Here is a 25,396-nt window from a genome sequence, read left to right as displayed (position 1 = left end):
AATCATATTCATTACGGCATTACTGGCGCTATCCACTCTCTCCGGATGCTCAACCGGTCTAGGAGTTAGCAGACAGAACGATTTAGTAGGAACACGATCAGAAGCACTGATTCGTACTCAGGCGAGTACACAGCCTCCTATCAAGGACTCACCGGCACGGAGACCCTCTTCTGGGGAACCGGCAAACACGCGACCATTCACGTCACCGGCAGCCTCACTCTTATCTCACAAGAGGAGTAATTAGTTCATGAACAAGAAGATCCGTTCAGTACGAACATGCACCACACCTCACACTCATTGCAACAACGATTCCACCTGGCGACTTCTTCCTTTTCGCCAGGTGACAGCATAGTGAATAATGATATTGAGGAGGGGACCGGAACGATGAAGCCGAACAGGAAGCTGACTGATTGGTTCGAGTACTGGAACCAGCCAACCACAACTTACGTAATGGTCTTCTTGTGCGCCTTGTACGAAACAATGATGCTCACGCGACTGATCCTAGTTCCCGACAGCGCCAACCGAACTCTGCGGCGGTCTCTGGACAACACCGAATGGGGACTGCCTCTATTTGTTGCTATCATCACCCTGTCCCTGGTTTTGCTCTGCTTACGCCGTCGACGACCTACAGCAACTCTGCTAGCCTCTACCATCCTCATGCTCTTGACCGCAGTAATCTACGGTTCTGCATATACCTACCTGCTGCTGATATGGTTTATCGACCTTTACGCCTGCACAGTTGAGACCAAGAACCCTAAGAGCCTTATCGCCTGCTTGATCCCAACCGCTCTTTTGGGATTAGTGACCACAATCCTGGCGACCTTGTGGCATCAGGATGCCGACTTCACCGGTCTGCTCTACCCTACAGCCATGTACTTCGCCTTATGCCTAGTTTTAGGACTGGTATCTAGGACACGGCGAGAACGATACGTGTCCGAGCAGGCACTCGCGAACGAACGTAAGCGGAGTCAACACCTGGCACAAGAACGTGACCAGGCAGTCAACCAATCCCGAATTGCAGCTGAGCTCCATGACAGTGTGGGCCACGATCTGACTGCCATCATCGCCCTGTCTGAGGGCCTGGGCCAAATCACCGGAAAACCAGATGTCGACGACGCTATCACCATGATTAACCAATTGGCACGTCAGGGACTGACCGATACCAGGACAGCGGTGAAAGCACTACAGCCGCCAACCAATACAGACGGGCATCAGCCTGCGCCGGTAGGGCAAAAACAGGCATACCACTGGGATGATATCAACCCGATTATCAATCACGCACGGCAAATAGGAATGACCGTCGCACTGACCGAAACCGGACGCAGACCCCAAGACCCCGTACAAGCAAATCTGAGCTTCGTCATAACCAGAGAGGCCATCACCAACGTACTCCGACACGGGTGTCACGTCGACCGTATCGTAATCTCCTGGGACCATGACAGCCACGACGGCATAACCATCTCGGTCAGAGACAATGGTGAACCCGTTCAGGAAACATCCAGCATCGGAACCGGACTGAACAGACTCCAAGAAACTCTTCGAGGATACGGTGGTTCTCTGAAATCAGGGCCGACATCCAACGGATGGCTCCTACGAGCCCATATCCCTTCACTCAAAGAACCCGCAGACAGCGAGGAATAACATGATCCGTGTCATGATCGTAGATGACCAACGTCCCACCAGAATGGGATTTGCACTCATGGTAGACAAAGATCGTGAATTGCAGGTAATAGGTCAGGCAGCGAACGGCAAAGAAGCCCTCGACTTCCTGGAATCTGCCGAGAAGCAACAACAACTTCTTCCCGACGTAATTCTGATGGACGTGCGAATGCCGATTATGGACGGTCTTGACGCTACCAGCCTCATCAAGGAACGATACCCCTCCATCAGGGTTATCGTCCTGACCACCTACGACCAGGACGACTATGCTTTCGGCGGCCTTAGTGCAGGTGCTTCTGGATTCCTGCTCAAAGATGCCAAAACAGCAGACCTGTGCAAGGCAATCCGATCGGTATATGCGGGTGATGCCATCCTCACCCCCCGTATAACAGGTGAAGTTATACGTAGGGGGATAACCACAGCGAAAACAAACAGCGAAGAAATGGAGTTGCAACAGCAATTCGCCACCCTAGGCAAACGCGAATTTGAAGTCGCCTCCCTCATCAGCGAGGGCATGACCAACGCTGAAATAGCGCAAAGATTAGGCATACAGGCCGACTCAGTCAAAAAGACTGTAAGCCGGATACTCAATAAACTCGGCGTCAGAGAGAGGCTGAACATAGCCGTTCTCTGGTACAAAGCTGCGATGGACACAAACAGTAAGACATCATCCTCAAAGCACTGAAGAAAACCTCCCTAAGTCATGGGGGAGGCCTTCTTAAGCCGAAAGGAGCCTTAAGGCATGGGTCTGTGCCCGATTCGGGACATATTAAAATTCCAAGGCCCGGAAGCATTGGGATTGTTGCTATCTCGTCGGGCCTTAAACGATAGCAGCGTAAGAACCGCAGCTTCCATTAACGCCGCAACAATGAAAGCCCAAATAATCCATATTCCGTGCAACAACACACTCAGCAGAAGCATCAGCACCCCAGTCAAGAGAAGAACTGCTGAACCTTGATATTGCAGCACTTTCCAGAACTTAGAATCTTTAGGCAGTCCACTAATGTGCATTCCCTTTACCAAAGGCATTGCCATTCCTGCGATACAAGAACAGACTCCTATGGCTACTCCAGAAAGTCGAATAATTATGTCATCATCTGAAAAAGATGATATTTGTTTAAAACCCCCGTACAATAAATCAGCCGTAATTAGAGCTAGAATAAACTGCACCCAAATGCCTCCTATCAATAAAATCTTTAATGATGTGTACAGAGACATGTCAGAGTCATTCCCGATTCCATGGAATCGTCTTACGAATAGCTCCATAAGGAACCATATCCCAGCGAGTGCAGTATTCGTTATGAGAGGTATCAGGAAAACACTAAAACCGCTGCCCCATCGATCTGCACGACTGTGAATATCGAAGTGAATTGGAATAGTCTCCGGCATCATTGGGACAATGATCGCAGCAACCGCAATCATTAAAATTGAGATGCTCCACATAATAATGCGGAGAATCCATAGCGTTCGTCTGTTTCTGTCGGTTAAAGCGTCCTGATCGATACTCTTTGGCATCTCGCGGTTGAGAATTTTATTACCTTGAACTCCTAAATTCAATGAGCCTAACCACCTTGTTATTGAGCTTATAAACGTATGCACTACTGTATATTGACACTTGAATCTGGTTAGATATCGTCCCCGGGATGTAACGGCCGCAATCCGCCGCAACACTGTGCGGCCGGAACGAGCCTGAATGTGCCCGATTGGATCTGCAACCCTCATACGTTAAGTCTGATGGGGATTGCTTTCCACGGCACAATTATCATTGGTCAGCGCTTAGCATCCGACAGATGCTGTCAGCTTGTTCTGCTGACCTGAGCGATCGATGTTTCTTCCTGCTTTGTCTTCGAGGCCTTGCCTTCGGTCTTGATGGCCAGGAACCATGGGAAGGCCAACAGCACCAGGCCTATGGAGCACATGGACAGGAGCGGTGTGGGCTGGTGTCCGTCCAGAACGAATAAGGAGAATAGGGGGCCCAGAATATAGTGTTGAACAGACCGAACATCCTGCCGCTGAATCGGGGGCCTGCCAGTTGGGCGGCCACTACTGGCTGGGAGATACCCAGCATGACCTAGCCAAAGCAGAAGACGATGCCGCCCAGGCAGGCCGTGGCCAAAGCCAGGACGGTGGATTCGAAACGAAGGCCAAGCACGATAACGATCCGGCCCAGGGCCCAGAACAGTGGCACGGTCATGAACATCAGGACATGGTTGCCTAGAGTCATTTCGTCACTGCGCATGCTGGCGTGCATGAAATCTTCGCCAACCACATGGAGCGCATGGCATCTGCCAGTTTTAGAACACCCCGGCAGGTTCATCCCGCCAGGATGTTCTCCGTATATGCACTACAGCGCAGTTCACTGGGGTAGGGCGTTGGGCGGCCTTACTCGCCCACCCGTATGAACCCCCACAATCTCTCGATGCAGGGCGACTTGGCCTCGATGTAGGCGTCAATGTCGTCGGGGGAACGCGATGCCGCCTCCCGCTTGACTTCGGAATATTCGCGCACCGCCGCGGGGTGGGTCCGCAGGTAATCGCGGAAGGCGCGGTGCCGGGCCAGCTCCGATGAACCAACCGGGCAGGCGTACAAGTGATGCGTCATGAGCTCCGGTTTGCCGCTGTAAGAGAACGCCTCGCGGCCCGCTATTCCGAGCTCGCCCTCATCCTCATACCCCAATGCTTCCAAAGCCGAGACCACCTCGGCCAAGCGCCCGCTGTCGGCATACACCAGGTCCAAGTCGATGATCGGCTTCGCCCACAAACCACACACCGCAGTAGACCCCACATGTTCAATCCCCACCACTGCATCCCCAACACCTGCCCCATCTAACCAGTCCGTAATACCAGCGCTAATACGATCGAACTCCATATGCCAATCCTCGTCGTGGGACACCACACGCACGTGTTCAGTTCGCACAGTTGGTTCCTCTCCTTCGCAGGTAGCTCAGAGTCTGTACCGAGTCTTCATCTTTCTTGGCTGTCCACATATACCAGATTGGTAACGGTTTCGTCCTCAGTTTGGGAAGACCTGTTTTCAATAAACGTTAAACCGTTAGGTTACTTGGGATCCGGCAGGCTACCTGGGGAGGGTTACCTGCTGGATCTTGATGGCGCATTTTATTTTGGTACGTCGCAGACTGAGAATGCGAAACTCATCAGAGTTCCTACGGACTTATCGTTATCTGATTTTAGTGTTTCGATACTTTTGAGATTCTCGTTGTCTGGTACTTGGTTGAGTGCGTACTGTTTGCCGTCTGAGGTGGTAAAGCGGAGGATGGGGTCTCCCTGCTTGTTGTGCTCGCATGACACGGTGCCTTTATCTACTTTCAGAGGCCAGGTGTGTCCCAGATCTTCTTTCGAGATGATTTGTGGGTTACTGGTAGCTGCAACCTTATTGCTTCCATCGGTGGGATAGTTTTCAGGGTGATCCATGCCATCAGTGCAGCCGGCAACCCCTACTGTCAGGGTGATTGTGGCACATATGAGGAGGAGGGCCTTGATGCTCTGCTTGATTCGCTTCATGATTATTTGACGCTCTTTCATACTTGAATATTGGATTGTCGTGTAATGGACGGTATCTAGTACTCGTTGGCTAAAGCCATGTATCCGTCCTCCAGATTGGGCGCCGTTTCGACGGAACCTGTGGGTGGGGTGTCGGTGACTATGCGGTACCTTGTCCCGTTTGGTGTGGGTTCGGCGTTGATGATCGTGGCATTGTTCGGAGGGGCGGTCATGGGGGATGTGACCCAGGTGTGGCCGGCGGCTTCATGGATCAGCCCCTGTGTGGGCCCGTCATACTGTCTGCGTCCGGAACGTAGTACGCATACCCAGGGGCAGGTTTGTGCGACATCATCGAGTATGTGGGTGGAGAGGATGACGGTTCGGTTCTGCCCCAGCTGGGCGAGGAGTGTGCGGAACCGCATACGCTCTTCAGGATCCAGCCCCGCTGTGGGTTCGTCGACTACTAGTAGCTGGGGGTCGCCTATAAGGGCCTGCGCGATGCCGACCCTCCGCTTCATCCCCCCGGATAACCCCGCGATAGGTTGGTTCATCACGTCTTCCAATCCCACCTGTTCCAGGAGGGTGTGTGCCTGCTGCTGCCGCACGTGTTTATCATCGATCATTTTCAAGATGCCGATGTAGTCAAGGAATTCAAGTGGGGACAGGTTGTCATACGGGGTGATGTTCTGTGGCAGGTAACCCAGGTTTCGTTTTAACGTTCGCCTATTGCCTGGGGAGGATAGGTCCTGTCCGTCAATGAAGATTTTACCCTTGGACGGTTGGATTATTCCAGTGAGAATGCGCATGAGGGTTGTTTTGCCGGCACCATTTGGTCCTATAAGTCCTATCATGCCTTGTGGAAGGTCAACAGTCAGATCGTTCAAAGCGGCTGGTCTGCCGCGAAAATCCTTGGTCAGATGATCAATAGTTATAAACATGTGAGTAATTCCCTTTCAAAGCAGTGGACAGTCAGACCCGCGCTTTTATGCGGCTGGAGGCTATGTTTGCACCAGCGAAGAGGAGGAAGATGATACACACTTGCCAAAGCAAAGATATGACCCCTGATTGGACGGTAAAGGGGCCATTCGCCGGTACGTACATAGGATTGGCATGGAACCATCCCTGCGCAATGGGATCGCCGTTGACCGACAGGGGGCCGCCATTGAGCGTCGGAAGTGGTAAGAGGGGGGTATAGAAAGCCAGCCACGCCCATACCAGGACGGCAAGAATTCGGGCTAGGACTGTGGGAATCAAGGCTCCCAAAAGGGCGGATACTCCCATGGCAATCAGTATTGATGGTGAGAGTATGACAAGCGCCACTGCCAGGGCCACGAGTATCGCCTTAGCGCTGCCGTGGAAGGTTTGGTAGACCGCGATCAATACCAGGAAAAGCAGGGAGGATGATATGCAGATAACCCAGGCCCCCAGCACATGAGCTGAGCTGATGACAGCCATAGGTAGGGGGGAGGTGGATTCAAGCTCGTCCATTCCTGTCCGCCTACCGGCAGTCATCAAATTGCTGAACGATGCTGCGTATGCCAGCGAGGTGAATATGGCAAGAACCTGTCCGGTAAAGACAAGACCCTCTATGCTGTTAAGCCCAGGTGACATAGGAGAGGCATAGGCCAAGAAGAGGGCGAAGAGCGCCAGCGGTATGCTGGCTATCCACAAGGCCTTACGACGATAAAACATCAGTAGTGTGATGCGCACAAGACTGAGTATGCTCATAGGTCTGCCACCTTTACTACATTGCGTTCCGTATCACTGCACATCTTCCACCCGAAGATTGCACAGGCTGCTGCAATAATCATTGGAACGAGTCGTTGCTGGACCGGATCGGTTATGTACGGATCCCATATGAAACACAGAAACAGCCAAATGGCCATGGAAGCCAACGATGACGTTGGCATGGACATGGTCAGTACGGCTACAAGAAAAACCAAGCAATTGACAATGAAGATACCGCCAACCGTAGTAATCATGCTCACCCAACCCAGGTCACGTGGCCACAGTCGCATCATATGCAAACCGAGAAAAAGAAGGCCTGCGGCAGTAAGAAATGCCACGGTAACGATAAGCAGCCTGGTCGCTTGAACCTTCCGCCATCCAGTTGGAGTTGACTCAGAAAGTTCAACGAGTGGGTCGCCGTTGAGCACAAAAGCCGCACATATGCCGGAAGCAATTATCGGCACCTGAGTGAGAACCATCATAACAACTCGTATGCGGCCTGATGACCAATTTCCCTCTAGTACGATGCCCGCAAGAAGAACACCTGCGGTCAGTATGAAAGGCAGCAGCACCGGTATATAAAGTCTTTTGAGCTGTATACCTACGAAAGCCAACCTCATCCACCCCCTCATGTCTGGTTTGGCCATCGGGGGCCGCCAGACATTACTCGCTACATATGCTGTCTACATAGTTAGTAGCGAGAGTGGATGGAAAGGTTCAAAGATTTTTATTTCCACCGGCGAGTCGGGCATGCCAGGCAAGAGGGGCAGAAAAGATGGCAACACATAGGAGTCCCACTGTTAGAAGGATGATCCCTGACCAGGCAGCGCTTGTAGTGGGTACAAAATTGATCCATGTCGGTAGGAGAAATGATGGCCTGAGATCCTGCAAAGTTCTCAATAATGGTGCAAGTACCCCTAGGAGCAGCGCCACACCAGAGTATTGCCATATGCATAACAGAGCCACAATATTCGCCAGGAAGGTCATGGGGGCTATCACTTGGGCCATAACTGGTAGGGGTTTTATTGCTGGGTTGATCGCAGTTGCAATCAATAAGGCCACGCCCCCGACGACAATATTGGAAATAAAGGCCAGAACGAGCCTGGTAGCCACTACAACTTGAGGTCCCAGAGGCATACTGAGCATTAATTCACGATCATCTTTAACAGGAAAAACCAGGATTATGGTCAGCGCCATATCGAGCATGAGCATATTTGAAAAAACATGCAGACTGAGATTACCGTTCCGTGCACTATGCAAAGTGTTACTCATTACAACGGCACCAGCAGCTATCACAATCTCTACCAGGATGATATATCGCGGTAGAAGGCGGAATTGGGCCCGAATAAGTGGTCCACAGGAACGCACTCGACGCATGAACGGTATTGGTTGATCCGTTGCCAGCGACGGCTCCTGGTGGATTGCCTTCATTACATTGGAAAATGTTGGAACTGGTGGCACGACATTCCGCTCTTTTTCCCTCAGCACCTCTTGAACTTCACCCTGGAATTCTTCGGCAACCGGGCTCGTGCTGTCATATCGATCTATCATAATCACCCCTTACTTCACCTCTGACTCTGCAGTGTTTGGGTTTTAACTGGAGCGCGGTCGGCCAACTGTGGTCGCAGGATCCGCCTTGCGCGAGCAAGGCGAGACTTCACCGTCCCAACCGGAACGTCCAGCAGGGAGGCTATCTCCGGGTAGGATAACTCATGGAGCCATGCCAGGGTCACCGTGTATGCCATTTCTGCGGGGAGTGCATCAATCTTTTCCCGTATTATGTCCATCGCCAGATCCCTATCAACGAGTTCCACCGGCCCCAGATGATCATCTGTTATCGAGTCAAGTTCCACCTGATCCACTTCGTCGGGTAGTTTTGGTTTGCGCCGTTTCATATATATTTGCCGTCTGGCAATGCTGAGTATCCAGGTAAGAACCTGGCTATCCGCGCGGAAGGTCTTCGCGGAGCGCCAGCAACCCAGCCATGTGTCAGCAAAAACATCACTGGCATCCTCATCGCCGGACAGGCGCAGGGAAATGAAAGCCTGGACGGTATGGGCATACTTATTGTACAGTGCCTCAAAGGCGGATTCATCCTCGGTAGCCATCATCTCGAGCAGCGTCATATCATCAGTTTCTGGATCAATTCGAGATCGCTTCACCGATGATGCCCCTTCGCCACTGTGGAGATAAACGTCCTTCCCCGTATTGCTTATGCTCTAGACACATAGTACCGCCACAAGCACCATCGCCTACGGGAGCGCCACCAACGCCAAGGAAAGGACTTCCCACCAGAAAAGGACGGTCCTGGCGATACACCTAGCCCCGACACACCTTAATGAGCTGCATTTTCCTTTCGACTTAGATGCGTTGCCCCAATCGTATCGGTGTCATGCAAGTTCCCCCTTAATCCAGCTTCCAAGGGGAGGGCACCTGGTCGTGTTCCGAGGCGTTCGCACATCTAGCGCAAATGGTGAGATCTGCTGCTGCGATGATCCTTCTACCCAAGGAGCCCGTGTCAGTGAAGTAGAGTGGTCCAGGTTCTGGTCGAGTTTTCCGGATGCTCACTCCTTTTGAAAGATGCGCGGGCTTGGCGGGAACTGGACCCGGTCATCTCGAAACAGAGCAACGAATCAATCTGATATATAGATTGTTTGGTCTTTGGAGATTTAGCCCACCGTGACTGGATCCATTTTGTTTGGATGCTCCGTAGCCTCCAATGATGAAGTGCATTCCTTCTCCACCATTACTTCGCGGCCCGTGTTGATGTTACCGGGTTTGGGCTGTGACCTTGATAGTTTCCGGCCAGTCGTTTAGCTGTAGCTGGCGACTGCTGGTGAGCTTGCGTGGTCTCTTAGGCTTCGCGGTCAGCGCGGGATTGACGTGCTTACTCGCCGCAAAAAGTCGAGACGGCGAATTCAAAAGACGGTGCTTCTGCACAAGATCGAGCAGAAGCACCGTCTAGTATTAGGAGTGCTTGAGATTCTGACTGCAGCTCAGCTCTGTAACATTTGTTGGGAACCTTTGATATCTGATTTGGATATCCTGTCCAATGACTTCGGCAATCTCCCCTGTACGGTTGGGCCATAGGTCCGCGTAGGTGTCCAAGGTCTCGATGCAGAGGCATGGCCCAAGACGGCCTGAAGGTCTTCACGTCGGCCCCGACTTGATTGCTAGGGAAGCGTATGTGTGACGGAGAGAGTGGATTACCAGGCCCTCGATATCCTGCATGCCCGCATCCCGAAGGGCCGGCGCCCATACCCTGTTCCGCCAGTTGGCGGTGGTCTGCCTGCCTCCTCGCAACCCGCGCAGCAGATAATCCTCGGGATTATGGCCGTCCAACAAGTCCTTGATTTTGGGCAGCAGCCGGCTTAGCACGGAAACGAACCTTGTCCTATTGTCTTTAGGCAATGTCTCGGCCAGGCGAGAGTCGGCATCGACCGACTGGGTGCGCAGGACGTTGATCCGGTTACAGTTCAAATCCGCATCACCGCACCGCAGAGCCAAAGCCTCGCCGATGCCCAGTCCTGTATACACGAGCATGCAGACGACCATGGCGTTGTCCGCGTCCATCTAATCCGCGAGGGTCTTGATCTCCTGTGAGGTCAGGTAGATTCGCCGTTGGACACAGCCCTGTTGTGCGGCACCCTGGTCTTGGTTACAGGATTGACGTCGATCCAACGGTTTTCCACCGCCACATCCAGGATCGAGCCCAGCACGATCTTGCCGCCCGAACGGATTGAGGACGCAGACAGTGAGGAAGCCGAGCCTCGTTCACCCCCGTATGGCGCCGTTCCTTCGGCCAGGCTGACGTACCAGCGCTGGATTCGTGACGTGGATATCTCCTTCAATACGACATCTCCCCATTGGGGCATGACCCACACTCGCAGCTCGCGCCTGTAGCGTCCTTCGGTCGAGCCCTTGATCGTACCTGCCAGCCCATGCTGCCAGAGTTCCGTTGCCTCCCGCAACGCTCTGCATGAATCCTTGGGGTCCATGTACCGGTTCGACCGTATGCGGTCCTCAATCTCGGCCATGAACGCCTCGTCGTCGGCCAGGTAGTGGAAGAGTTTGCGGCGGCCCGTGCCGTCAACCCTCCAGCGCACCTCCCAGCGCGCGCCTTTGCCGTAGTCTTTCGATTTGAATTCATCGGGCACTTTTGCTTTCCCTGGCTCGTCGGCGAACATCGCCAGCGAGTGCTTCGCCGATGGCAGGGGTTCCATCTTCGTGCGATGCCCGTCAGCCGTCGTGACCTGGGTGGACTTCAACCACTTGTCATGTATCCATGCTTTTGCCATACCAACCTCTATGCGTCAGATATCAATTCGTTCCGATTAGCGATAACCAGCACGAACTCACGGCGGCGCACGCTGACGCATAGGAACAGGTATGAGCCAAACACAGGAGACAACGAATACAAACCCGGACTTGACACCAGCCAGACTGCTCACGCCTGCGCAGGCGGCGGAGATTCTGGTAATACTGGTGAGCACCCTGAACGCCTGGAGGGCGCAGAAAACCGGGCTTCCATACGTGCATATCGGGCGTCTGTCAGATACCGGCCCGAGATGTGGCGGCGCTTATCAGCCGCAACACGGTGCGGCCGGAGTGAGCCCGGAGGGGGACCCTGCACATACGCTGTGCCCGAAATGTACCCGATTCCGAAAACAAGAATGGTTCCAAGGCTGTGAAAGCTTGGAACCATTGCTATCTCGTCGGGCCGGCGGGATTTGAACCCGCGACCCCTTGACCCCCAGTCAAGTGCGCTACCAAACTGCGCTACGGCCCGATGTGCATGAGCACCGAGGAGAAATATTAGCACAGCACCTCGGTCGGTCCAAGTCTTGGCGAGTCTCGCGAGCGCAGCATCCTTCCATCACGAGGTAGAAGCCCAAACTCGGTTGCTATCATGGGATGTTTAGGAGCACTCCATACGGATGTTCCCGCGGTACTGCTGTAACCCGAAAGGGGATTCATGAGCGAACAAGGGTTTGACCTCTCATCCGCAAAGATGCATGCAGAAGGCATGAGCGATCTCTCGGTCCAACAATTCAGGCACTTGTATGAGACGTGGAGCAGCGGCGACTTCGGCGGGAAGGTCCGAGAATCCCAGGTACAGCCCCTCAAGGATGTCCCTCGCATCAGCGAGATTCACGACACCATGGACATGGACATGGCCCTGGATGCCTTCTCCCGGACGGCTTTCCTCAAGCTCAACGGAGGTCTGGGGACTTCCATGGGGCTGGAAAAGGCCAAATCCCTCCTGACCATCCGGCGGCACAAGGCCCGGCGGATGAGGTTCCTGGACATCATTCTGGGGCAGGTGCTGACTGCTCGAAAACGCTTGGAAGTGCCCCTCCCTCTGATTTTCATGAACTCCTTCAGGACCTCCAAGGACACCATGCGGGTAGTTCACCAGGACAAGCGATTTACGCCTGAAACCATGCCCACGGAGATTATCCAGCACATCGAACCCAAGCTCATCGCAGATACCGGCGAGCCCGTCTCCTATCCGGACCAGCCTGAGCTGGAGTGGTGCCCCCCAGGTCACGGCGACATATTCTCGACCATATGGGAATCGGGTCTCCTCGACACTCTTGAAGCCCAAGGAATCGAGTACCTCTTCATCTCGAACTCCGACAACCTGGGTGCCAGGCCATCCAGGACCCTCGCCGGTCATTTCGCCCAATCGGGCTCACCGTTCATGATTGAAGTGGCCAGGAGGACGGAGTCCGACAGGAAAGGCGGCCATATCGTCATCGATCGTGAGACGGGCCACCTCCTCCTGCGTGAGATGACCCAGGTCGACCCCCACGATAGGGCCTCGGCCATGTCCATCCACAAGCACCCTTACTTCAACACCAACAGCATCTGGGTCCGGGTGGATGCCCTCAAGGAGAAGTTGGAAGAATACCGGGGCGTACTGCCCCTGCCCATCATCGAAAACAGAAAGTTCGTCGATCCCACCGACCCATCAACCACCCCCGTCGTACAGCTGGAGACGGCAATGGGGTCGGCCGCATCGCTTTTCGAGGGCGCCACCTGCGTTCAGGTCGACAGGATGCGATTCCTGCCCGTCAAGACCACCAATGACCTTTTCATCATGCGGTCCGACCGTTTCCACCTGACGGACTCCTACGAAATGGAGGACGGAAACTACGAGTTCCCCAACGTAAATCTGGACGAGCGCTACTACAAGTACATCTCGGACTTCGATGATCGTTTCCCTTACGGGGTCCCTAGTCTGGCAGCCGCCAAGTCGGTCACCATCGAGGGGGATTGGACCTTTGGCCGGGATGTCACCCTCTACTCGGATGCTCATCTGGCAGACCGAGGAGCATCCTCCTACATACCCAATGGACAGTATGTGGGACCCCAGGGTGTCGAGCCTGACGAATGGGTCTGATGTCAAGGCTTCGGACCATGTTCAGCCTGTCAAGAAATGGTACTGTATTTGGGTGTTTGGTACCCACGCGCCATAAAAAGAACCTATTATATTGAGAAGTGCGTTTCGGGCGCACTGGTGTTTTACACATTAACGATACGCGAGGACTGATGGCAGAAGGCACGAACGGAAGACGGCGATTCTCGGATAAGTGGGGCAAGCACGAACTTGATGTCCTAGCCGTTTTATCCTCAGCCTTCCCGCAATGGTTGACCTCCAGGCAGATTGCGCAACGGGTCAAGGCCTATGCGGATTCATACGGCGAATTGGCCGATCAGGCAGCCAAGGCCGCCTTTGCCAAGCAGTTCCAGAGGGATAGGGCCAAGCTGGCCGCCATGGGTATAGCCATCGAGTCCCGACAGCCCGAGTATTCTTCCAAGTCCGAGGGGCAGGACTTCGCCTCCTACCGCCTACAGTTGGGGGACGAACCGCGTATACGCATGCACTTCGCCCAGGAGGACATGCCGGTCCTGGCAGCGGCAAACTACCTGGCCCGGTCCATCGCCATGTCGCAAGAGGCCTGGGAGGAGCCGGTCAGGCCCGTATCGCGCACAACCCCACGAGTACCCCAGGTACCCATCCCCGGGCTGGGGCTTGACTCCATCGCGCCCGGTCTGGGAACACAGCACCTGCCCGACGATCTGGTCAGGGTCATCGACTCCCGACGTTTTGCTGCCACGGTGGACGTTGATGGTGAGAATCTGAACGTGGCTTATGCGGATTCCGACGATCTGGCCATGTTCGTCCTGGAACATCCCGGTGCGTCGATCGTAAGCCCCCAGGAGGCCGTCGACGCCTTCCACCGCAGGCTGGAAGCCGCCACCCGGTTCCAGCTTGCCGACGAATCCATCAGCCCCGGGGCGGCGACCGTGGTTTCCCCGGAGATTGTACGTTCCAACCCGGCGGAGCACATCGCAACCGACATGGACGATGACGACATGGACCTGCCTCACGCAAGGCGGGCAAGCGCCTCATCCTTCCAGACGGGCTCCGAAGTTGACCGCCGCCTGAGGCTCATGCTCTTCCTTTCCGCACATCTGGGGGAGGAGTTCTCCCTGAGCGAGCTGGCCGACCGCTTCATCGGCACACCCCGGAGCAAGGAAGAGCTGCGCAAGTTCGTCAACACCATCCACAAGGACATCAACACCCTGACCACGGTCTCGGACGACGGAGAGATGGCCGGCAGCCAGTTCTTCGACATCGACTGGTCCCTCCTGGATGAGAACGGCATCGTCTCTGCGACCAACTCCTTGGGTCTGGAACGCCTGGCCGGCATTTCACCCCAGTACCTGAGCATGCTCACGGCATCGCTCAACTATCTGGCCCACTCGCCCCTCCTGCCGGAGGAGTCCCGAGCCCAGGCCGAGTCCCTGTATGAGCGCCTGCGTACCCATGTCGGCCCGGGGGAGACCCCCTGGCTGAGCCTGACCGGGTACGAGACCGAACCCAAGAGCTTCTCGGTGGTCCGTCGGGCCATCAAGACCGGTTCACTGCTGGACATGGAGTACACCGATGCCGCCGGCCGGACCAGAAGGAAGGTGGTGGCACCCGCTAAGATCTTCGTCGATGAGGGTGTCTACTACGCCGCCGTCTGGACCGATATCGGCGATGCCGCCAAGGGCACCTCGGCCGAGGACACTCCCTCGGATTCCGGCTCGGAATCCAAAGGTACCCACCATCTCAAGCAGGGGACTGGCAGGAACCGCCAATGGCAGGTATTGCGGATTGCCAGAATCGAACATGCTGACATCGTCCAACCCAGCCACAAGGTCGAATTCCCGGATGTGCCAGTCAGTGAATTGCGTAAGTGGAGCTTCGACAACGGTACAGCCGCGGTCTTCATCACGGATCGGCCCGACCTGATGTACATCAAGTCCCTGCCCGGCGCCTCGGTGGAGCCCTGCGGCACCGGGCAGAAGGTACATTTGACGGTCTCTTCGGACTCCTGGTTCGTGGCCTTCTGCATCGCCCACGCCAAGCACATCACCGCAGTCGCCCCGGAGACCCTGCGTACAATGATATTGGCCAGGGCCCAGAGGGAGATCACCATCAGCGACTCAGCCGAGGAAAACCAGAGCGACGAGTGAAACTCGGGCTTACGAGCCCCAAAAAGGAGCCGATTATGCCGGGATGGGTTTGGATACTGCTGGTCCTGTTCATGATTGCCATGCTGGTCATCGGGGTCGTCTATGCCATAATCCATGCAATTCGGGCCGGAAAGACCGTGGGCCAGGTCGGTGAGTCCGTCAGCAGACACATGCCACAGCCGGTTGACAAGGATGCTCGCCCCCGAGAATCGACAGGCCCCTTCTTTGCCCAACCGCTGAACAAGGCTTCCGAGCGGTATTCCCAGGCACATGCCGATCTGCTCAGACGAAAGAACTACAAGCGAGACAGGCACGCATCAGCCTGGGCCCGATGGAAGCACTTCAATCGGTAGTGAAGGCACTCGAGGCCAACCATTCCGGAGCAAGGCATAGGACCGGCTCCATCATCGGAGGAAAATGTCAGGTCGCCATCAGGACAGTCAGGAATCTGACCAGACGCTCAGCCCATCGCAGCGGTATGCCAGGTTCAGCAAGCGCCGTAAGCGTATAACCGGAGCCTCGGGACGCTTCCAGAACATGCAGCCTTTCGCTCTGGACGGGTTCCAGGTCGAGGCGATTGAAGCCCTGGAGGACGGCCAGAACGTCCTGGTCGCGGCTCCGACAGGGGCCGGCAAGACCATCGTGGCTGATTTTGCCGTCTTCCTGGCCCACGAGCAGAACGTCAAGACCTTTTACACCACACCCATCAAGGCTCTGAGCAACCAGAAGTACCACGACCTGGTGGCCCGGTACGGTGAAGACCATGTAGGACTGCTGACCGGCGACACCTCGATCAACTCCGAGGCAGACATCGTCGTCATGACCACCGAGGTCCTGCGCAACATGCTCTACGAGCGTTCATCCACCCTCTCGGCCCTGCGATACGTGGTTCTGGACGAGGTTCACTTCCTGGCCGACAAGTTCAGGGGGCCGGTCTGGGAGGAGGTCATCATCCACCTGCCCAGCTCCACCCGAATTGTCGGACTCTCGGCTACAGTCTCGAACGTGGAGGACTTCTCTGACTGGATTTCGTCGGTCCGGGGCAAGACCAAGCTGGTGGTCTCGGAGCGACGCCCGGTGCCATTGGAGCAGCATGTCCTGGTCCAGGCCGACAGGCACACCGAGCCCGAAATCATCGACCTGTATCGACATGATGGCTCCGGACGACAAACAAACAGAATCAATCACGGTCTCATTAACCGATTGTCGCAGCTCAACAGGCAGGGCGAGTCCCGCAGGAGCGCGCGGGGACAGGCCGGCAATCACCGGCATGGTCGCCATGGCCGCGGGGGAGAGGGGCCCCAGAGCCGCCGTCAGGGGGAGCGGTACCGTCCCAGCCGTGCGGCTGTTGTGGACGAGCTGGATTTCATGGATATGCTGCCGGGAATCTACTTCATCTTCTCCCGTACCGGCTGTGACCAGGCCGTTCAGCAATGCACGCGTGCAGGTCTGCAGCTGACCACCGACACCGAAGCACGTAGAATCCGTCAGATTGTCGACTCCATGGCCGAGGGTCAGCTGAGCCGCGATGATTTGAAAGCTCTGGGTTTCGCTCAGTTCAGATTCGCCCTGGAACAGGGCTTCGCAGCCCATCATGCCGGGGTGGTGACCCTCTTCCGTCAGATAGTCGAACACCTGTTCGAACTTGGGTTGGTCAAGGTTGTGTTTGCGACCGAAACCCTGGCTCTGGGCATCAACATGCCCGCTCGTTGTGTGGTGGTCGAGAAGCTCGAGAAGTTCGATGGAACCGGGCACGTCGGTCTGACCCCGGGGGAGTTCACCCAGTTGACCGGGCGCGCCGGACGTCGCGGTATCGACGATATCGGTCACGTGGTGGTCGTGGACCATCGGGACTTCAGCCCCGAAACAATGGCGGCCCTATCCAGCAAGCGCGTCTACCCGCTGCACTCCAGCTTCAAACCCACCTTCAACATGGCGGTCAACCTGCTGAACAGCAGCACCTACGACAGGGCCCGCAAGACCCTGGACCACTCCTTTGCCCAGTGGGAGGCGAACAGGTCGTCCTCCGAGCTTGAAGCCAGGATACAGACCCTGACCGAAGCCCTGGATGGATATCGTGAAGCAGCTCAGTGCAGTCACGGAGACCTGATTGAGTTCATGGAAATCCGTGCCGATCTCTCCTCCGCTCAGAAGAACGAGCGCCGCCAGCTGAAGAAGCAACGTTTCAGCAATGAGCGAGAGCGTACCCAAGCCTTCAGGAACCTGGACGAACGCATCGAGCAGCTTCGCGAAAAGGAGCGCAACCATCCCTGCAGGCAATGCCCGGACCTTCCCCGTCATATGCGGTGGGGGAATCGTTGGATCCGCGAGCACAAGGAACTTCAGAAGGCCGAGGACAGGTACGAGTCGCGCACCGGTTCGGTCTCAAGGCAATTCGACCGGATATGCACCATCCTGACCGACCTGGGATACATCCGACAGATCGATCTGGAGGATTACCAACTGACCCGGCGCGGGCAACTTCTTCGACGAATCTACAGCGAGCAGGACCTGACCCTGGCCCAGATTCTGGACAAGGGAATACTGGACGACCTGGAGCCGGAAGAGCTTGCCGCAGCCGTGTCCGGCTTGGTCTATGAATCACGTAGGGGAGTCGCCGACAGGGATGATTCAAGGCGGCAATCCGCCCCGCTGGCAGGTGCCATTGCCAGCATGAACCGAGAGTGGGAACTGGTGCGGGATGAGTGTGAAGACGCAGGTCTGGATCTTCCTGGTGAGCTGGATTTCGGCCTGGGAAGAACGGTCTACGACTGGGCCTGCGGGGATTCCCTGGCAACCATCCTCAAGGACACGGACCTCACGGCCGGGGATTTCGTCCGGAATGCCAAGCGCCTTTCGGATGTTCTGACCCAGATTGTCCAGGCTGAGCCCTTCCTGGGGTCAGGTGGCCACAGCCTGGCACTCCGGGCAAGCATGGCAGCCAACCAGGTCAATCGCGGTATCGTGGCCTATACGGGTGTGGAGTAGGGTGCCAGGCTCGGGCCTGGGGAATAAAAAGCAAGTCAAACCTGTTCTGTAGCTTGGGAGTACAGGACCTGAACGTTATGGAGGAAGTATGGCAGAGCGCAGCTTACGCGGCATGAGCATCGGTGCAAAATCACTGGAGTCTGACCAGAACGTGGATTTCGCAGCCCGCAGTGAGGTCGCCTATGTCTGCCCCAACGGCCATCGGACCATACTGCCGCTGGCTGAAGGCGCCGAGATTCCGCAGGAGTGGGAGTGCCGGTGTGGCCAGATTGCCCGTCTGGAAGGCAACGACGACGAGGAAATCGGCAAGAACGGAAAGCCGACCAGGACCCACTGGGATATGCTCCTTGAACGCCGCTCCGAGGAAGAACTTCAAACAGTCCTCGACAAGCGCCTCAAGATGCACAGAGAAGGCTGGTTCCCGGACTACGAGTAACCTGACCATCGGTTACATCATTTTTGCTCTTATGCCTATACAGAGGTAAGGGGATTCTGAACTTGGACACGACGACCACCAGGGCGAATCGAAACGTGGTGCTGCTTGACCTCGACGGCACTCTGACCGCCTCACATCCAGGCATTCTGGCCTCGGTGGTCAAGGTCTTCGAGGAACTTGACCTGCCCGTGCCCGATGAGGCCGCCTTACGCCGGTTCATCGGCCCGGCCATCTCGGTCTCCTTGAGGCGAAACCATGTACCGGAAGACCAGATTGAGCGTGGCGTGCGGATTTACCGACATTACTACGCCGACATATCCGCCTTCGAAGACCCTTCGCATCCCGGTACTTTGGTACCCGGTCGTCTCTACGCCTCGGTTTTCCCTGGCATAATCGACCAATTGGATGAAATGAGGCAACTCGGGTTCACCCTGGCTGTGGCCACCTGCAAGCCCGAGTACCAGGCCATACCCGTCTGCGAGTATTTCGGACTGCGTGACCATCTCGATGCCGTCTACGGGGCCAGCGTCGATGATAGCCGCGCCACCAAGGACAAGGTCATCGCCTATGCCTTTGAGGGGCTTGGATTCTCATCTGACAGAGGTGACCATGCACTCATGGTCGGCGACAGGTGGACCGACGCAGATGGTGCCCGAGAGAAGGGTCTCGACTGCCTGGGTTGCGGCTGGGGCTACGCTGAGCCCGGAGAGCTGAAAGACCATGGCGCATACAAGGTCATCGACCGAGTCGATCAACTCGCCGATACCGTTAAGGAGTACTTCGCCTGAGGGTATTCTGCAACAGAAAAGCCTCTACAACCCACCAATACGGTGGAATGCCGGATATGCATCAATAAACCCGTAACGCCGATAATGTACGTTATGTCAGATTCGATAAGCGGTGCAGTCAGAGAACCATCAAGCCTCACTCGCCCAGAGCTGGTGGCACTGCCGGGTATGGCACATTATCGTCCTGACCAGGCAGGTGCCCTGGCTCATAGAGACAGCCCGCCTTGTGCAGACAGTCGCTATCCGCCTGGACAATGTAGGTGGTCAGATTCAAGCTGCTATCTTCCATCAGGTCGCAAAGCCGGTAAACCCTGTATGCCCGCATAACCGTGACCCAGACAAATGGCGACACAGATACCGAGGGTGAATCAGGAATGTCGAGTGGCTTATCCGGAGCCCACTGCAAGGCAGCGCCATCTTTGAATTGCCGGTCTTCACTGATGGTTTCAATCAATGTCTGGTTGGTATAGGCAGCATCCAGAACATTCCTGTAAGCCAACTCGGTCTTTCCATAATGCCTGTTCGCATCATTTGCCAGAAACCAGGTGCCGAGTAGGCACATCCCGTAGGCAATCAGACAGATGAACGCAACTTTCGCGGCTTTTCTGGCTTTTGAATTTCCCTGTGCGTGAGTCATCCTCGTCCCCTCTTCACTCAGATCCATGGATAGAGCCCAGTGCAGAAGGAAAAGGTGCTCTCCAGGCTTTACTGCTGCATGCAGGTTGTTCAGGCCTGCTGACGTTGCCTGTGCTGGAGTTCCAAACGCTTGCGCATACGCATGGCCGTCAACTCATCAATCGGCCTGTCGGGCACCCCGGAACGAATCTGACCGCTTTCCAGGTCAACATGGTCGCACGCCTCCAGGTCCGCTTCCATGCGGCGCCAGATGACGCCCACGGAAATGGCGAACACGGCCCTCCCGGATTTCATCAGTGAAAAGACCTGATCGGGACCGCTGCATTCGATGACCTGATCCCCATCACAGACCACGGTCACATCTTCGAGCTGGGTTATGGTTCTCCTGGACAGATAGTTCACTGTTGCCGTGGCATTGACCAGATTGACGCCCGCATCCAGGAGCCGTTTCAACACGGCGAGGATGACCACGTCCTTAAATGAGTAAAGCCTCCGGGAACCGGATCCGTGCGATGATTTGATGGACGGCTCGACAATCCTCTTCCGGGCCCAGTAGTCCAGCTGCCGGTATGTGATGCCGGCCACCTTGGCGGCTACCGTACCGCGGTAACCGCGTGTGATTCCTTCGGCCTGCTCAGGAGTGAAGAGCTCCCCCTGGACCGGCTGATGTGCAAGGCCAACATGAGAGACCACTCCCCCATCTTCGGATTCCGTCCGATTTGCCATCGGCTTCTCCCCCTGCCCTGCAGAAACGATCACTACCTGGATGCAACCGCCGTGTTGTCAAAAAAGACAAGCCGGAACTTGCCAATCATGATCTCGTCGCCATTATGAAGATCGGCCTGTTCAACCCGTTCGCGGTTGACGTAGGTTCCGTTCAGGCTTCCCGTGTCCTGGACCTGAAAGCCATTGGGCACCTTCCTGAAAATGGCGTGGGTCCGGGAGACCGTGGAATCATCAAGGAGAATATCCGCCTTGGGATCCCTGCCCACGCTCACCTGGTCCTGATCAAGCAGGTATCGGGAGCCCGACACCGCACCCCTGGTCGAAATGAGCAGGGCCGTCCCTTCGGGCAGACGGGCCATCGTCTCCAGGTCATCCTTGGTCAGAGGCCTGTCACCATTGGACGTCACCGGGATGTTCAGTGCGGGCATGCCGATGACGGTGGTCTCACCCGCAGTTGGAATAGGTTCTGTCATAGTCCTCTATTCTACAGTCTTTGCGTACTGATAATCCTGGCCGCGGCGAACCTGGTCGATTTTGACACTATCGGACTGTTCGACGCTGATTGAGGCATGGTATTGGACCTTGATCCTGGACCCGACTCCACCCGCGATCTGTATGGCGTTCTGAAGGGCATCCGGGTCCCCTATCGCCTTGATTGTATAGGGCGCCGCAATCTTTCTTCCGTCACACTGCAGACCCGACTTGGTGTCCAGGAAGTAGGTACTGGTAACGACGCGCACATCGCCGAAGGAAATGACTTCGGCGCCGGCATTACGCAGCTCCTCGATCAGGTTGAACATGGTCGATGCATCAATCCTGTCCGAGGTTTCGGAAATGGTGATGGTCACTCCCCTGCCCTGAGCCGGAAGCCGCCCGGATAGGATACCTGAGTTCTGCTCGTTCTGTTGTGCCACCCTGGCCGCCTCTTTTTGCTTATCCGCGGCCGATTTGATGGACGTCAGCTGTTGGTTGAGCTGGCTCTTGCGCTCTTCCAGCTTGTCGACCTGGGTGCTGGTCTCATCCAGGAGGCGGACAAGCTCCTCTTCGGAAAGGGTCTCATAGGACGACCGGTTGTTGTGAACCTGGACGGCATACCCGAACCCCAGTAGTGCACACATCAGGGCCACCAGGACACTGGTAATGATCCTGACCCTCGTGGCATTGGCGTTGAGCGACTTGGGTGGCTTGCGGCGAACCACAGGAAAGGCGCCGGTCTCGATGTCATCGTCGCTGGTATGCACCTGCACCTTGGTCTTCGGCGGGATGCTCACGGGCATATCGCCCGCATTGTCTTTTCTGCTGTGCCTCATATTGCGGTCATCCCTTGAAGATGAAACGACGGATGGAAGAGACGTTGGAGAAGATGCGGATGCCCAGGACCACAATCACGGCCGTGGAAAGCTGGGATCCGACACCCAGCTGATTGCCCAGGAAGACCAGGAGGGTCGCGGTGATGACGTTCGATATGAAGGAGACCACGAAGACCCTGTCGGAAAAGCTGCGCTCGAAGTAGGAGCGAACAGCCCCCATCAGGGCATCCAGGGCCGCCACCACCATGATGGGGAGGTAGGGTTGCAGTCCGATGGGTATGTCGGGTTGCAGGAAGATACCCGCTACAACCCCTAGGACCAGTCCGAGAATTGCCGCCATAATCACTGACTCCTTTTGGCATAGGAAAGGTTGGGAAGCCCGACTGCATTCATGGTGATGTCGTTCTCCTTGGAGATGTTGACCGTGATATTGGCCTTCTTGAAGCCGTTGAGCCTCCCCTGTAGGTCCTCACGGTCGAGGATGCTCTCCAGACTGGACTGATCGCCGATGGCCTCGATCTGGTATGGGGCCTGGATGGAGGTCGTCCCCACGAGAATCGTCTGCCCGGCCGTCCTGACTGAGGTCTGCGTACCAATTCGGTTCCCGTTGATGGCTATGGCTTCGGCCCCGGCGGACCAGAGCTTGGTCAGGAACCACTGGAGATCCTGATCGGTCACCGTTTTGATCTGGTCGTTCTTTTCGGGAGAATCCTTGGAAGAAATGGGGTTGGCCAGGTTCAGGACAATACCGTCCCCCTTGACGCGGGAGGACCCGTTGGCTACGTCATCATTTGCCTGGGTCCTACTGATGGCAGAAGCACCGGCCTCGGAAGAAAGACCGTCGATCTGTCCCCTGAGTGACGATATATCATCGGAGAGCCCGTCGGAACGCTTGTTTACCACCTCTACCTGGGTGATCAGTTTCTCGCGGACCTTCTGACGAGGATCCTTATGCAGCACCTGAACGATACCTGTGCCGGCCAAACCCACCACGAGACAGATGACGAAAACGAGAACCCTGTTGAACCAGATGCTGAAGGTCGAACGACCCTCCCGAGGCAGAAGCCGGGCATCTTCAAACATGGGGTCCATGGGCCGGTTGGTCAGATCGTCAATCAGTCTCAGGGACTCGTCGGCCATGCGCCTGCGTCGAGTCGCCGCCACCGCAACCGTTTCCGTCGGAAGGTCCACATACCTTGTTCCCAGACTGGCCGTCGAATGCGAAAAGACCGCCCTCCGGTGAATCAAGGCCCGGTCGGGCGGTACTGGGAAGGAGTCCGGAGTCAGCCTGGGCTCAGTCATGGATACTGTCCGCCCTGAGGAGGCCTATTCCCTGATAGGCATATATCAACCCGGCAAGCCAGTAAAGCGCCACGCCCCAAATGACGGCGCCCAGAGCCACCAGGTGGAAGACACGGAAGAACGTGTTGTGGCCCACATCGGCAAAAATCAGCGCGGGTATGGCCAGCATCAGAACCGCCGTACCGGTCTTTCCGGCGAAGTGAACAGGAAGGGGGCCGTAATCATGCTGGGCCAGGACCAGTGTCAGAATACCCAGGAGAACATCTCTGACACCCACCAGGACCATAAGCCACCAGGGCAGGATATTGGCCATGCTCAGAGCCAGAATCGAGCAAAGAATAAGCAACCGGTCGGCCACCGGGTCAAGAATCTGCCCCAACTTGCTCACCTGGTTGAAGCGTCGGGCGATGATGCCGTCCACCCCATCCGACAAGGCGGATATGAGCAGAACCACCAGCGAGATAATCAGGTGGCGATTGGCGACCAGATAGGCGATGAGGGGTATGGAACAGATGCGAAGCAGGCTGATGACATTCGGCACGGTGAGAATCACCGACCTGGGTTCGGGACTGTACCTGCTGCGTGAGATTCGATCGATCAGAGCCATCATGCTACATTCTAGAGGCTTGCAGGGCCGTTACGATAATGGCGCGCGCACCGACACCATAGAGACGGTCCATGAGGTTGTTGACCTGGTCCTTCGGGACCATAGCCCTGACTGCCACCCATTGCTTGTCATGCAGGGGCGAGACCGTTGGCGACTCGAAACCGGGGGTGATACCGACGGCTTCGGCAACACGTTCGACCGGAATGTCGTAATCCATCAGCACATAACGCTGGGCGGTCAGAACCCCCTCCAGCCTGCGAGACAGGACGGACAAGCGTTCATCATCAGGCTTCAGGTGCGGCGACCTGATGAGAATTCCCTCCGAATGGAGGATGGGGTCACCAAAAACCCGAAGTCCCGCATTGCGCAGGGTGGTTCCGGTGGAGACCACATCGGCAATCAAGTCTGCCACTCCGAGCTGGACCGAGGACTCCACAGCCCCGTCCAGGTGGATCAGCTCTGCCTTGAGACCCTTGCCGGCCAGATAGTCTTCAAGCAGACGATCGAAGGAGGTCCCGATCCGCTTGCCGTCCACGTCCTCAAGGGATTTGACAGGACTGGATTCCGGGGCTGCAAATCTGAAAGTGGAGGCACCGAATCCCAACTGCATGGTCTCGACCGCGCGGGTGCCGGAGTTCAGGAGGAGATCACGACCGGTAATGCCCAGATCGACGGTGCCCAGGCCAACATAGACCGCTATGTCGTTCGGGCGGAGGTAAAAGAGCTCGATACCGTTGTCCGCATCCTCAACCACCAGTTGCCGGTCATTGGAGCGCAAACGGTAGCCGGACTCCGACAGCAGCCTCCATGCAGGCTGTGACAACATACCCTTGTTGGGCACCGCGACCTTCAGCACGGCAACCTCCTTATAGAGCGGAAGTGATTCTACGACGGGATGGTGGAAGGCTCACAGATGCCTGTATACATCCTCCAGGCTGATGCCCCGATCAATCATCATGACCTGTAGATGATACAGCAGCTGGCTCATCTCCTCGGCCGTCCTGTCCGCGCCCTCGTACTCGGCCGCAATCCAGGTTTCCCCGGCCTCCTCGACAATCTTCTTACCGATGAAATGCGTACCCTTGTCCAGCTCGTCCACGGTCAGCGAACCTGCCGGGCGGGACTCGGCCTTGGTCGAGAGTTCCTCGAACAGCTCCTCGAAGGTCTTCATCTGGTCATCCCCA

At 56.1% G+C, this 25,396-nt stretch carries 27 protein-coding genes, 1 tRNA gene and 2 pseudogenes; 9 read left to right on the top strand and 21 right to left on the bottom strand.

Annotation, left to right across the window (positions count from 1 at the left end; translation table 11 throughout):
* Positions 1–351 precede the first annotated feature (351 nt).
* Positions 352–1,641: a sensor histidine kinase gene (locus bcor_RS07235; RefSeq protein WP_158332625.1), complete on the top strand. Its 1,290-nt coding sequence runs from the start codon at positions 352–354 to the stop codon at positions 1,639–1,641.
* 1 nt (position 1,642) lies between these two features.
* Entirely contained in the window at positions 1,643–2,344 is a 702-nt protein-coding gene (locus tag bcor_RS03190) for a response regulator transcription factor (protein WP_033497056.1), read from the top strand.
* A 50-nt stretch (positions 2,345–2,394) separates the two neighbouring features.
* Here the strand turns inward: bcor_RS03190 and bcor_RS03185 are convergent, their stop codons facing one another.
* The 12 genes from bcor_RS03185 to bcor_RS03130 all read right to left on the bottom strand — a co-directional run bounded on the left by bcor_RS03185 (position 2,395) and on the right by bcor_RS03130 (position 11,676).
* Positions 2,395–3,216: a DUF1648 domain-containing protein gene (locus bcor_RS03185; RefSeq protein WP_158332624.1), complete on the bottom strand. Its 822-nt coding sequence runs from the start codon at positions 3,214–3,216 to the stop codon at positions 2,395–2,397.
* A 514-nt stretch (positions 3,217–3,730) separates the two neighbouring features.
* Positions 3,731–3,928: a hypothetical protein gene (locus bcor_RS03180; protein WP_033490038.1), complete on the bottom strand. Its 198-nt coding sequence runs from the start codon at positions 3,926–3,928 to the stop codon at positions 3,731–3,733.
* 113 nt (positions 3,929–4,041) lie between these two features.
* Positions 4,042–4,551, bottom strand: coding sequence for a GrpB family protein (locus bcor_RS03175; protein ID WP_269147300.1), 510 nt, complete (start codon positions 4,549–4,551; stop codon positions 4,042–4,044).
* 224 nt (positions 4,552–4,775) lie between these two features.
* A complete protein-coding gene (locus bcor_RS03170; RefSeq protein ID WP_238548573.1) occupies positions 4,776–5,201 on the bottom strand; it encodes a YebY family protein in 426 nt (141 codons plus the stop codon).
* Positions 5,202–5,236: 35 nt separating this feature from the next.
* Positions 5,237–6,097 (bottom strand): ABC transporter ATP-binding protein, encoded by an 861-nt coding sequence (locus bcor_RS03165; RefSeq protein WP_033497062.1) that lies wholly within the window; start codon positions 6,095–6,097, stop codon positions 5,237–5,239.
* 31 nt (positions 6,098–6,128) lie between these two features.
* Positions 6,129–6,887, bottom strand: a complete 759-nt coding sequence (locus bcor_RS03160) for a hypothetical protein (protein WP_033490031.1) — start codon at positions 6,885–6,887, stop codon at positions 6,129–6,131.
* Positions 6,884–7,534, bottom strand: coding sequence for a hypothetical protein (locus tag bcor_RS03155; protein WP_148303948.1), 651 nt, complete (start codon positions 7,532–7,534; stop codon positions 6,884–6,886). Before bcor_RS03155 ends, bcor_RS03160 begins: the two co-directional genes overlap by 4 nt.
* Before the next feature lie 70 nt (positions 7,535–7,604).
* A complete protein-coding gene (locus bcor_RS03150) occupies positions 7,605–8,438 on the bottom strand; it encodes a hypothetical protein (RefSeq protein WP_033497064.1) in 834 nt (277 codons plus the stop codon).
* A gap of 14 nt (positions 8,439–8,452) precedes the next feature.
* A complete protein-coding gene (locus bcor_RS03145) occupies positions 8,453–9,013 on the bottom strand; it encodes an RNA polymerase sigma factor (RefSeq protein ID WP_051875637.1) in 561 nt (186 codons plus the stop codon).
* 1,024 nt (positions 9,014–10,037) lie between these two features.
* The gene (locus bcor_RS03140) at positions 10,038–10,460 is read right to left on the bottom strand and encodes a site-specific integrase (RefSeq protein ID WP_033497066.1); all 423 of its coding nucleotides are present in this window, start codon (positions 10,458–10,460) and stop codon (positions 10,038–10,040) included.
* Between the two features lie 32 nt (positions 10,461–10,492).
* Entirely contained in the window at positions 10,493–11,185 is a 693-nt protein-coding gene (locus tag bcor_RS03135; protein ID WP_033497068.1) for a hypothetical protein, read from the bottom strand.
* A 417-nt stretch (positions 11,186–11,602) separates the two neighbouring features.
* A tRNA-Pro gene (locus bcor_RS03130) sits at positions 11,603–11,676 on the bottom strand.
* A gap of 186 nt (positions 11,677–11,862) precedes the next feature.
* Here bcor_RS03130 and bcor_RS03125 point away from each other — a divergent pair.
* The 7 genes and pseudogenes from bcor_RS03125 (at position 11,863) to bcor_RS03100 (ending at position 19,631) form a co-directional block, all read left to right on the top strand.
* On the top strand, positions 11,863–13,293 hold the full coding sequence (locus bcor_RS03125) for a UTP--glucose-1-phosphate uridylyltransferase (RefSeq protein WP_033497070.1): 1,431 nt from the start codon (positions 11,863–11,865) through the stop codon (positions 13,291–13,293).
* Positions 13,294–13,442: 149 nt separating this feature from the next.
* A pseudogene (locus bcor_RS07740) lies at positions 13,443–14,226 on the top strand (helix-turn-helix transcriptional regulator); the annotation flags it as partial.
* A gap of 77 nt (positions 14,227–14,303) precedes the next feature.
* A pseudogene (locus bcor_RS07735) lies at positions 14,304–15,419 on the top strand (helix-turn-helix transcriptional regulator); the annotation flags it as partial.
* Between the two features lie 35 nt (positions 15,420–15,454).
* Positions 15,455–15,772, top strand: coding sequence for a hypothetical protein (locus bcor_RS03115; RefSeq protein WP_033497072.1), 318 nt, complete (start codon positions 15,455–15,457; stop codon positions 15,770–15,772).
* A 64-nt stretch (positions 15,773–15,836) separates the two neighbouring features.
* Complete coding sequence (locus bcor_RS03110; protein ID WP_033497074.1) at positions 15,837–18,407, top strand: DEAD/DEAH box helicase; 2,571 nt, start codon at positions 15,837–15,839, stop codon at positions 18,405–18,407.
* A gap of 88 nt (positions 18,408–18,495) precedes the next feature.
* Positions 18,496–18,843 carry an RNA polymerase-binding protein RbpA gene (locus bcor_RS03105; protein WP_033490019.1) on the top strand — a complete coding sequence of 116 codons (348 nt, stop codon included), beginning with the start codon at positions 18,496–18,498 and terminating at the stop codon, positions 18,841–18,843.
* A 56-nt stretch (positions 18,844–18,899) separates the two neighbouring features.
* Positions 18,900–19,631, top strand: a complete 732-nt coding sequence (locus bcor_RS03100; RefSeq protein ID WP_420796645.1) for an HAD hydrolase-like protein — start codon at positions 18,900–18,902, stop codon at positions 19,629–19,631.
* A gap of 136 nt (positions 19,632–19,767) precedes the next feature.
* Here the strand turns inward: bcor_RS03100 and bcor_RS03095 are convergent, their stop codons facing one another.
* The 9 genes from bcor_RS03095 to bcor_RS03055 all read right to left on the bottom strand — a co-directional run bounded on the left by bcor_RS03095 (position 19,768) and on the right by bcor_RS03055 (position 25,383).
* A complete protein-coding gene (locus bcor_RS03095) occupies positions 19,768–20,268 on the bottom strand; it encodes a hypothetical protein (protein ID WP_148303947.1) in 501 nt (166 codons plus the stop codon).
* Between the two features lie 89 nt (positions 20,269–20,357).
* Positions 20,358–20,993: a MerR family transcriptional regulator gene (locus tag bcor_RS03090; RefSeq protein ID WP_033497080.1), complete on the bottom strand. Its 636-nt coding sequence runs from the start codon at positions 20,991–20,993 to the stop codon at positions 20,358–20,360.
* Positions 20,994–21,025: 32 nt separating this feature from the next.
* Complete coding sequence (locus bcor_RS03085) at positions 21,026–21,466, bottom strand: FHA domain-containing protein (protein ID WP_033490012.1); 441 nt, start codon at positions 21,464–21,466, stop codon at positions 21,026–21,028.
* A 6-nt stretch (positions 21,467–21,472) separates the two neighbouring features.
* Positions 21,473–22,303 (bottom strand): DUF881 domain-containing protein, encoded by an 831-nt coding sequence (locus tag bcor_RS03080; RefSeq protein ID WP_081870327.1) that lies wholly within the window; start codon positions 22,301–22,303, stop codon positions 21,473–21,475.
* Positions 22,304–22,310: 7 nt separating this feature from the next.
* Positions 22,311–22,643 (bottom strand): small basic family protein, encoded by a 333-nt coding sequence (locus tag bcor_RS03075; RefSeq protein WP_033490011.1) that lies wholly within the window; start codon positions 22,641–22,643, stop codon positions 22,311–22,313.
* A gap of 2 nt (positions 22,644–22,645) precedes the next feature.
* Entirely contained in the window at positions 22,646–23,605 is a 960-nt protein-coding gene (locus bcor_RS03070; protein WP_033497082.1) for a DUF881 domain-containing protein, read from the bottom strand.
* On the bottom strand, positions 23,598–24,212 hold the full coding sequence (locus bcor_RS03065) for a CDP-alcohol phosphatidyltransferase family protein (RefSeq protein ID WP_033497364.1): 615 nt from the start codon (positions 24,210–24,212) through the stop codon (positions 23,598–23,600). Before bcor_RS03065 ends, bcor_RS03070 begins: the two co-directional genes overlap by 8 nt.
* A gap of 4 nt (positions 24,213–24,216) precedes the next feature.
* Complete coding sequence (gene hisG / locus bcor_RS03060) at positions 24,217–25,068, bottom strand: ATP phosphoribosyltransferase (protein WP_033490007.1); 852 nt, start codon at positions 25,066–25,068, stop codon at positions 24,217–24,219.
* Positions 25,069–25,119: 51 nt separating this feature from the next.
* Positions 25,120–25,383 carry a phosphoribosyl-ATP diphosphatase gene (locus bcor_RS03055; protein ID WP_033490849.1) on the bottom strand — a complete coding sequence of 88 codons (264 nt, stop codon included), beginning with the start codon at positions 25,381–25,383 and terminating at the stop codon, positions 25,120–25,122.
* Between the last annotated feature and the right edge of the window lie 13 nt (positions 25,384–25,396).

It is taken from the genome of Bifidobacterium coryneforme, assembly GCF_000737865.1.
GTDB classification, from domain to species: domain Bacteria; phylum Actinomycetota; class Actinomycetes; order Actinomycetales; family Bifidobacteriaceae; genus Bombiscardovia; species Bombiscardovia coryneformis.
This window is presented reverse-complemented; position numbering and strand designations above follow the sequence as displayed.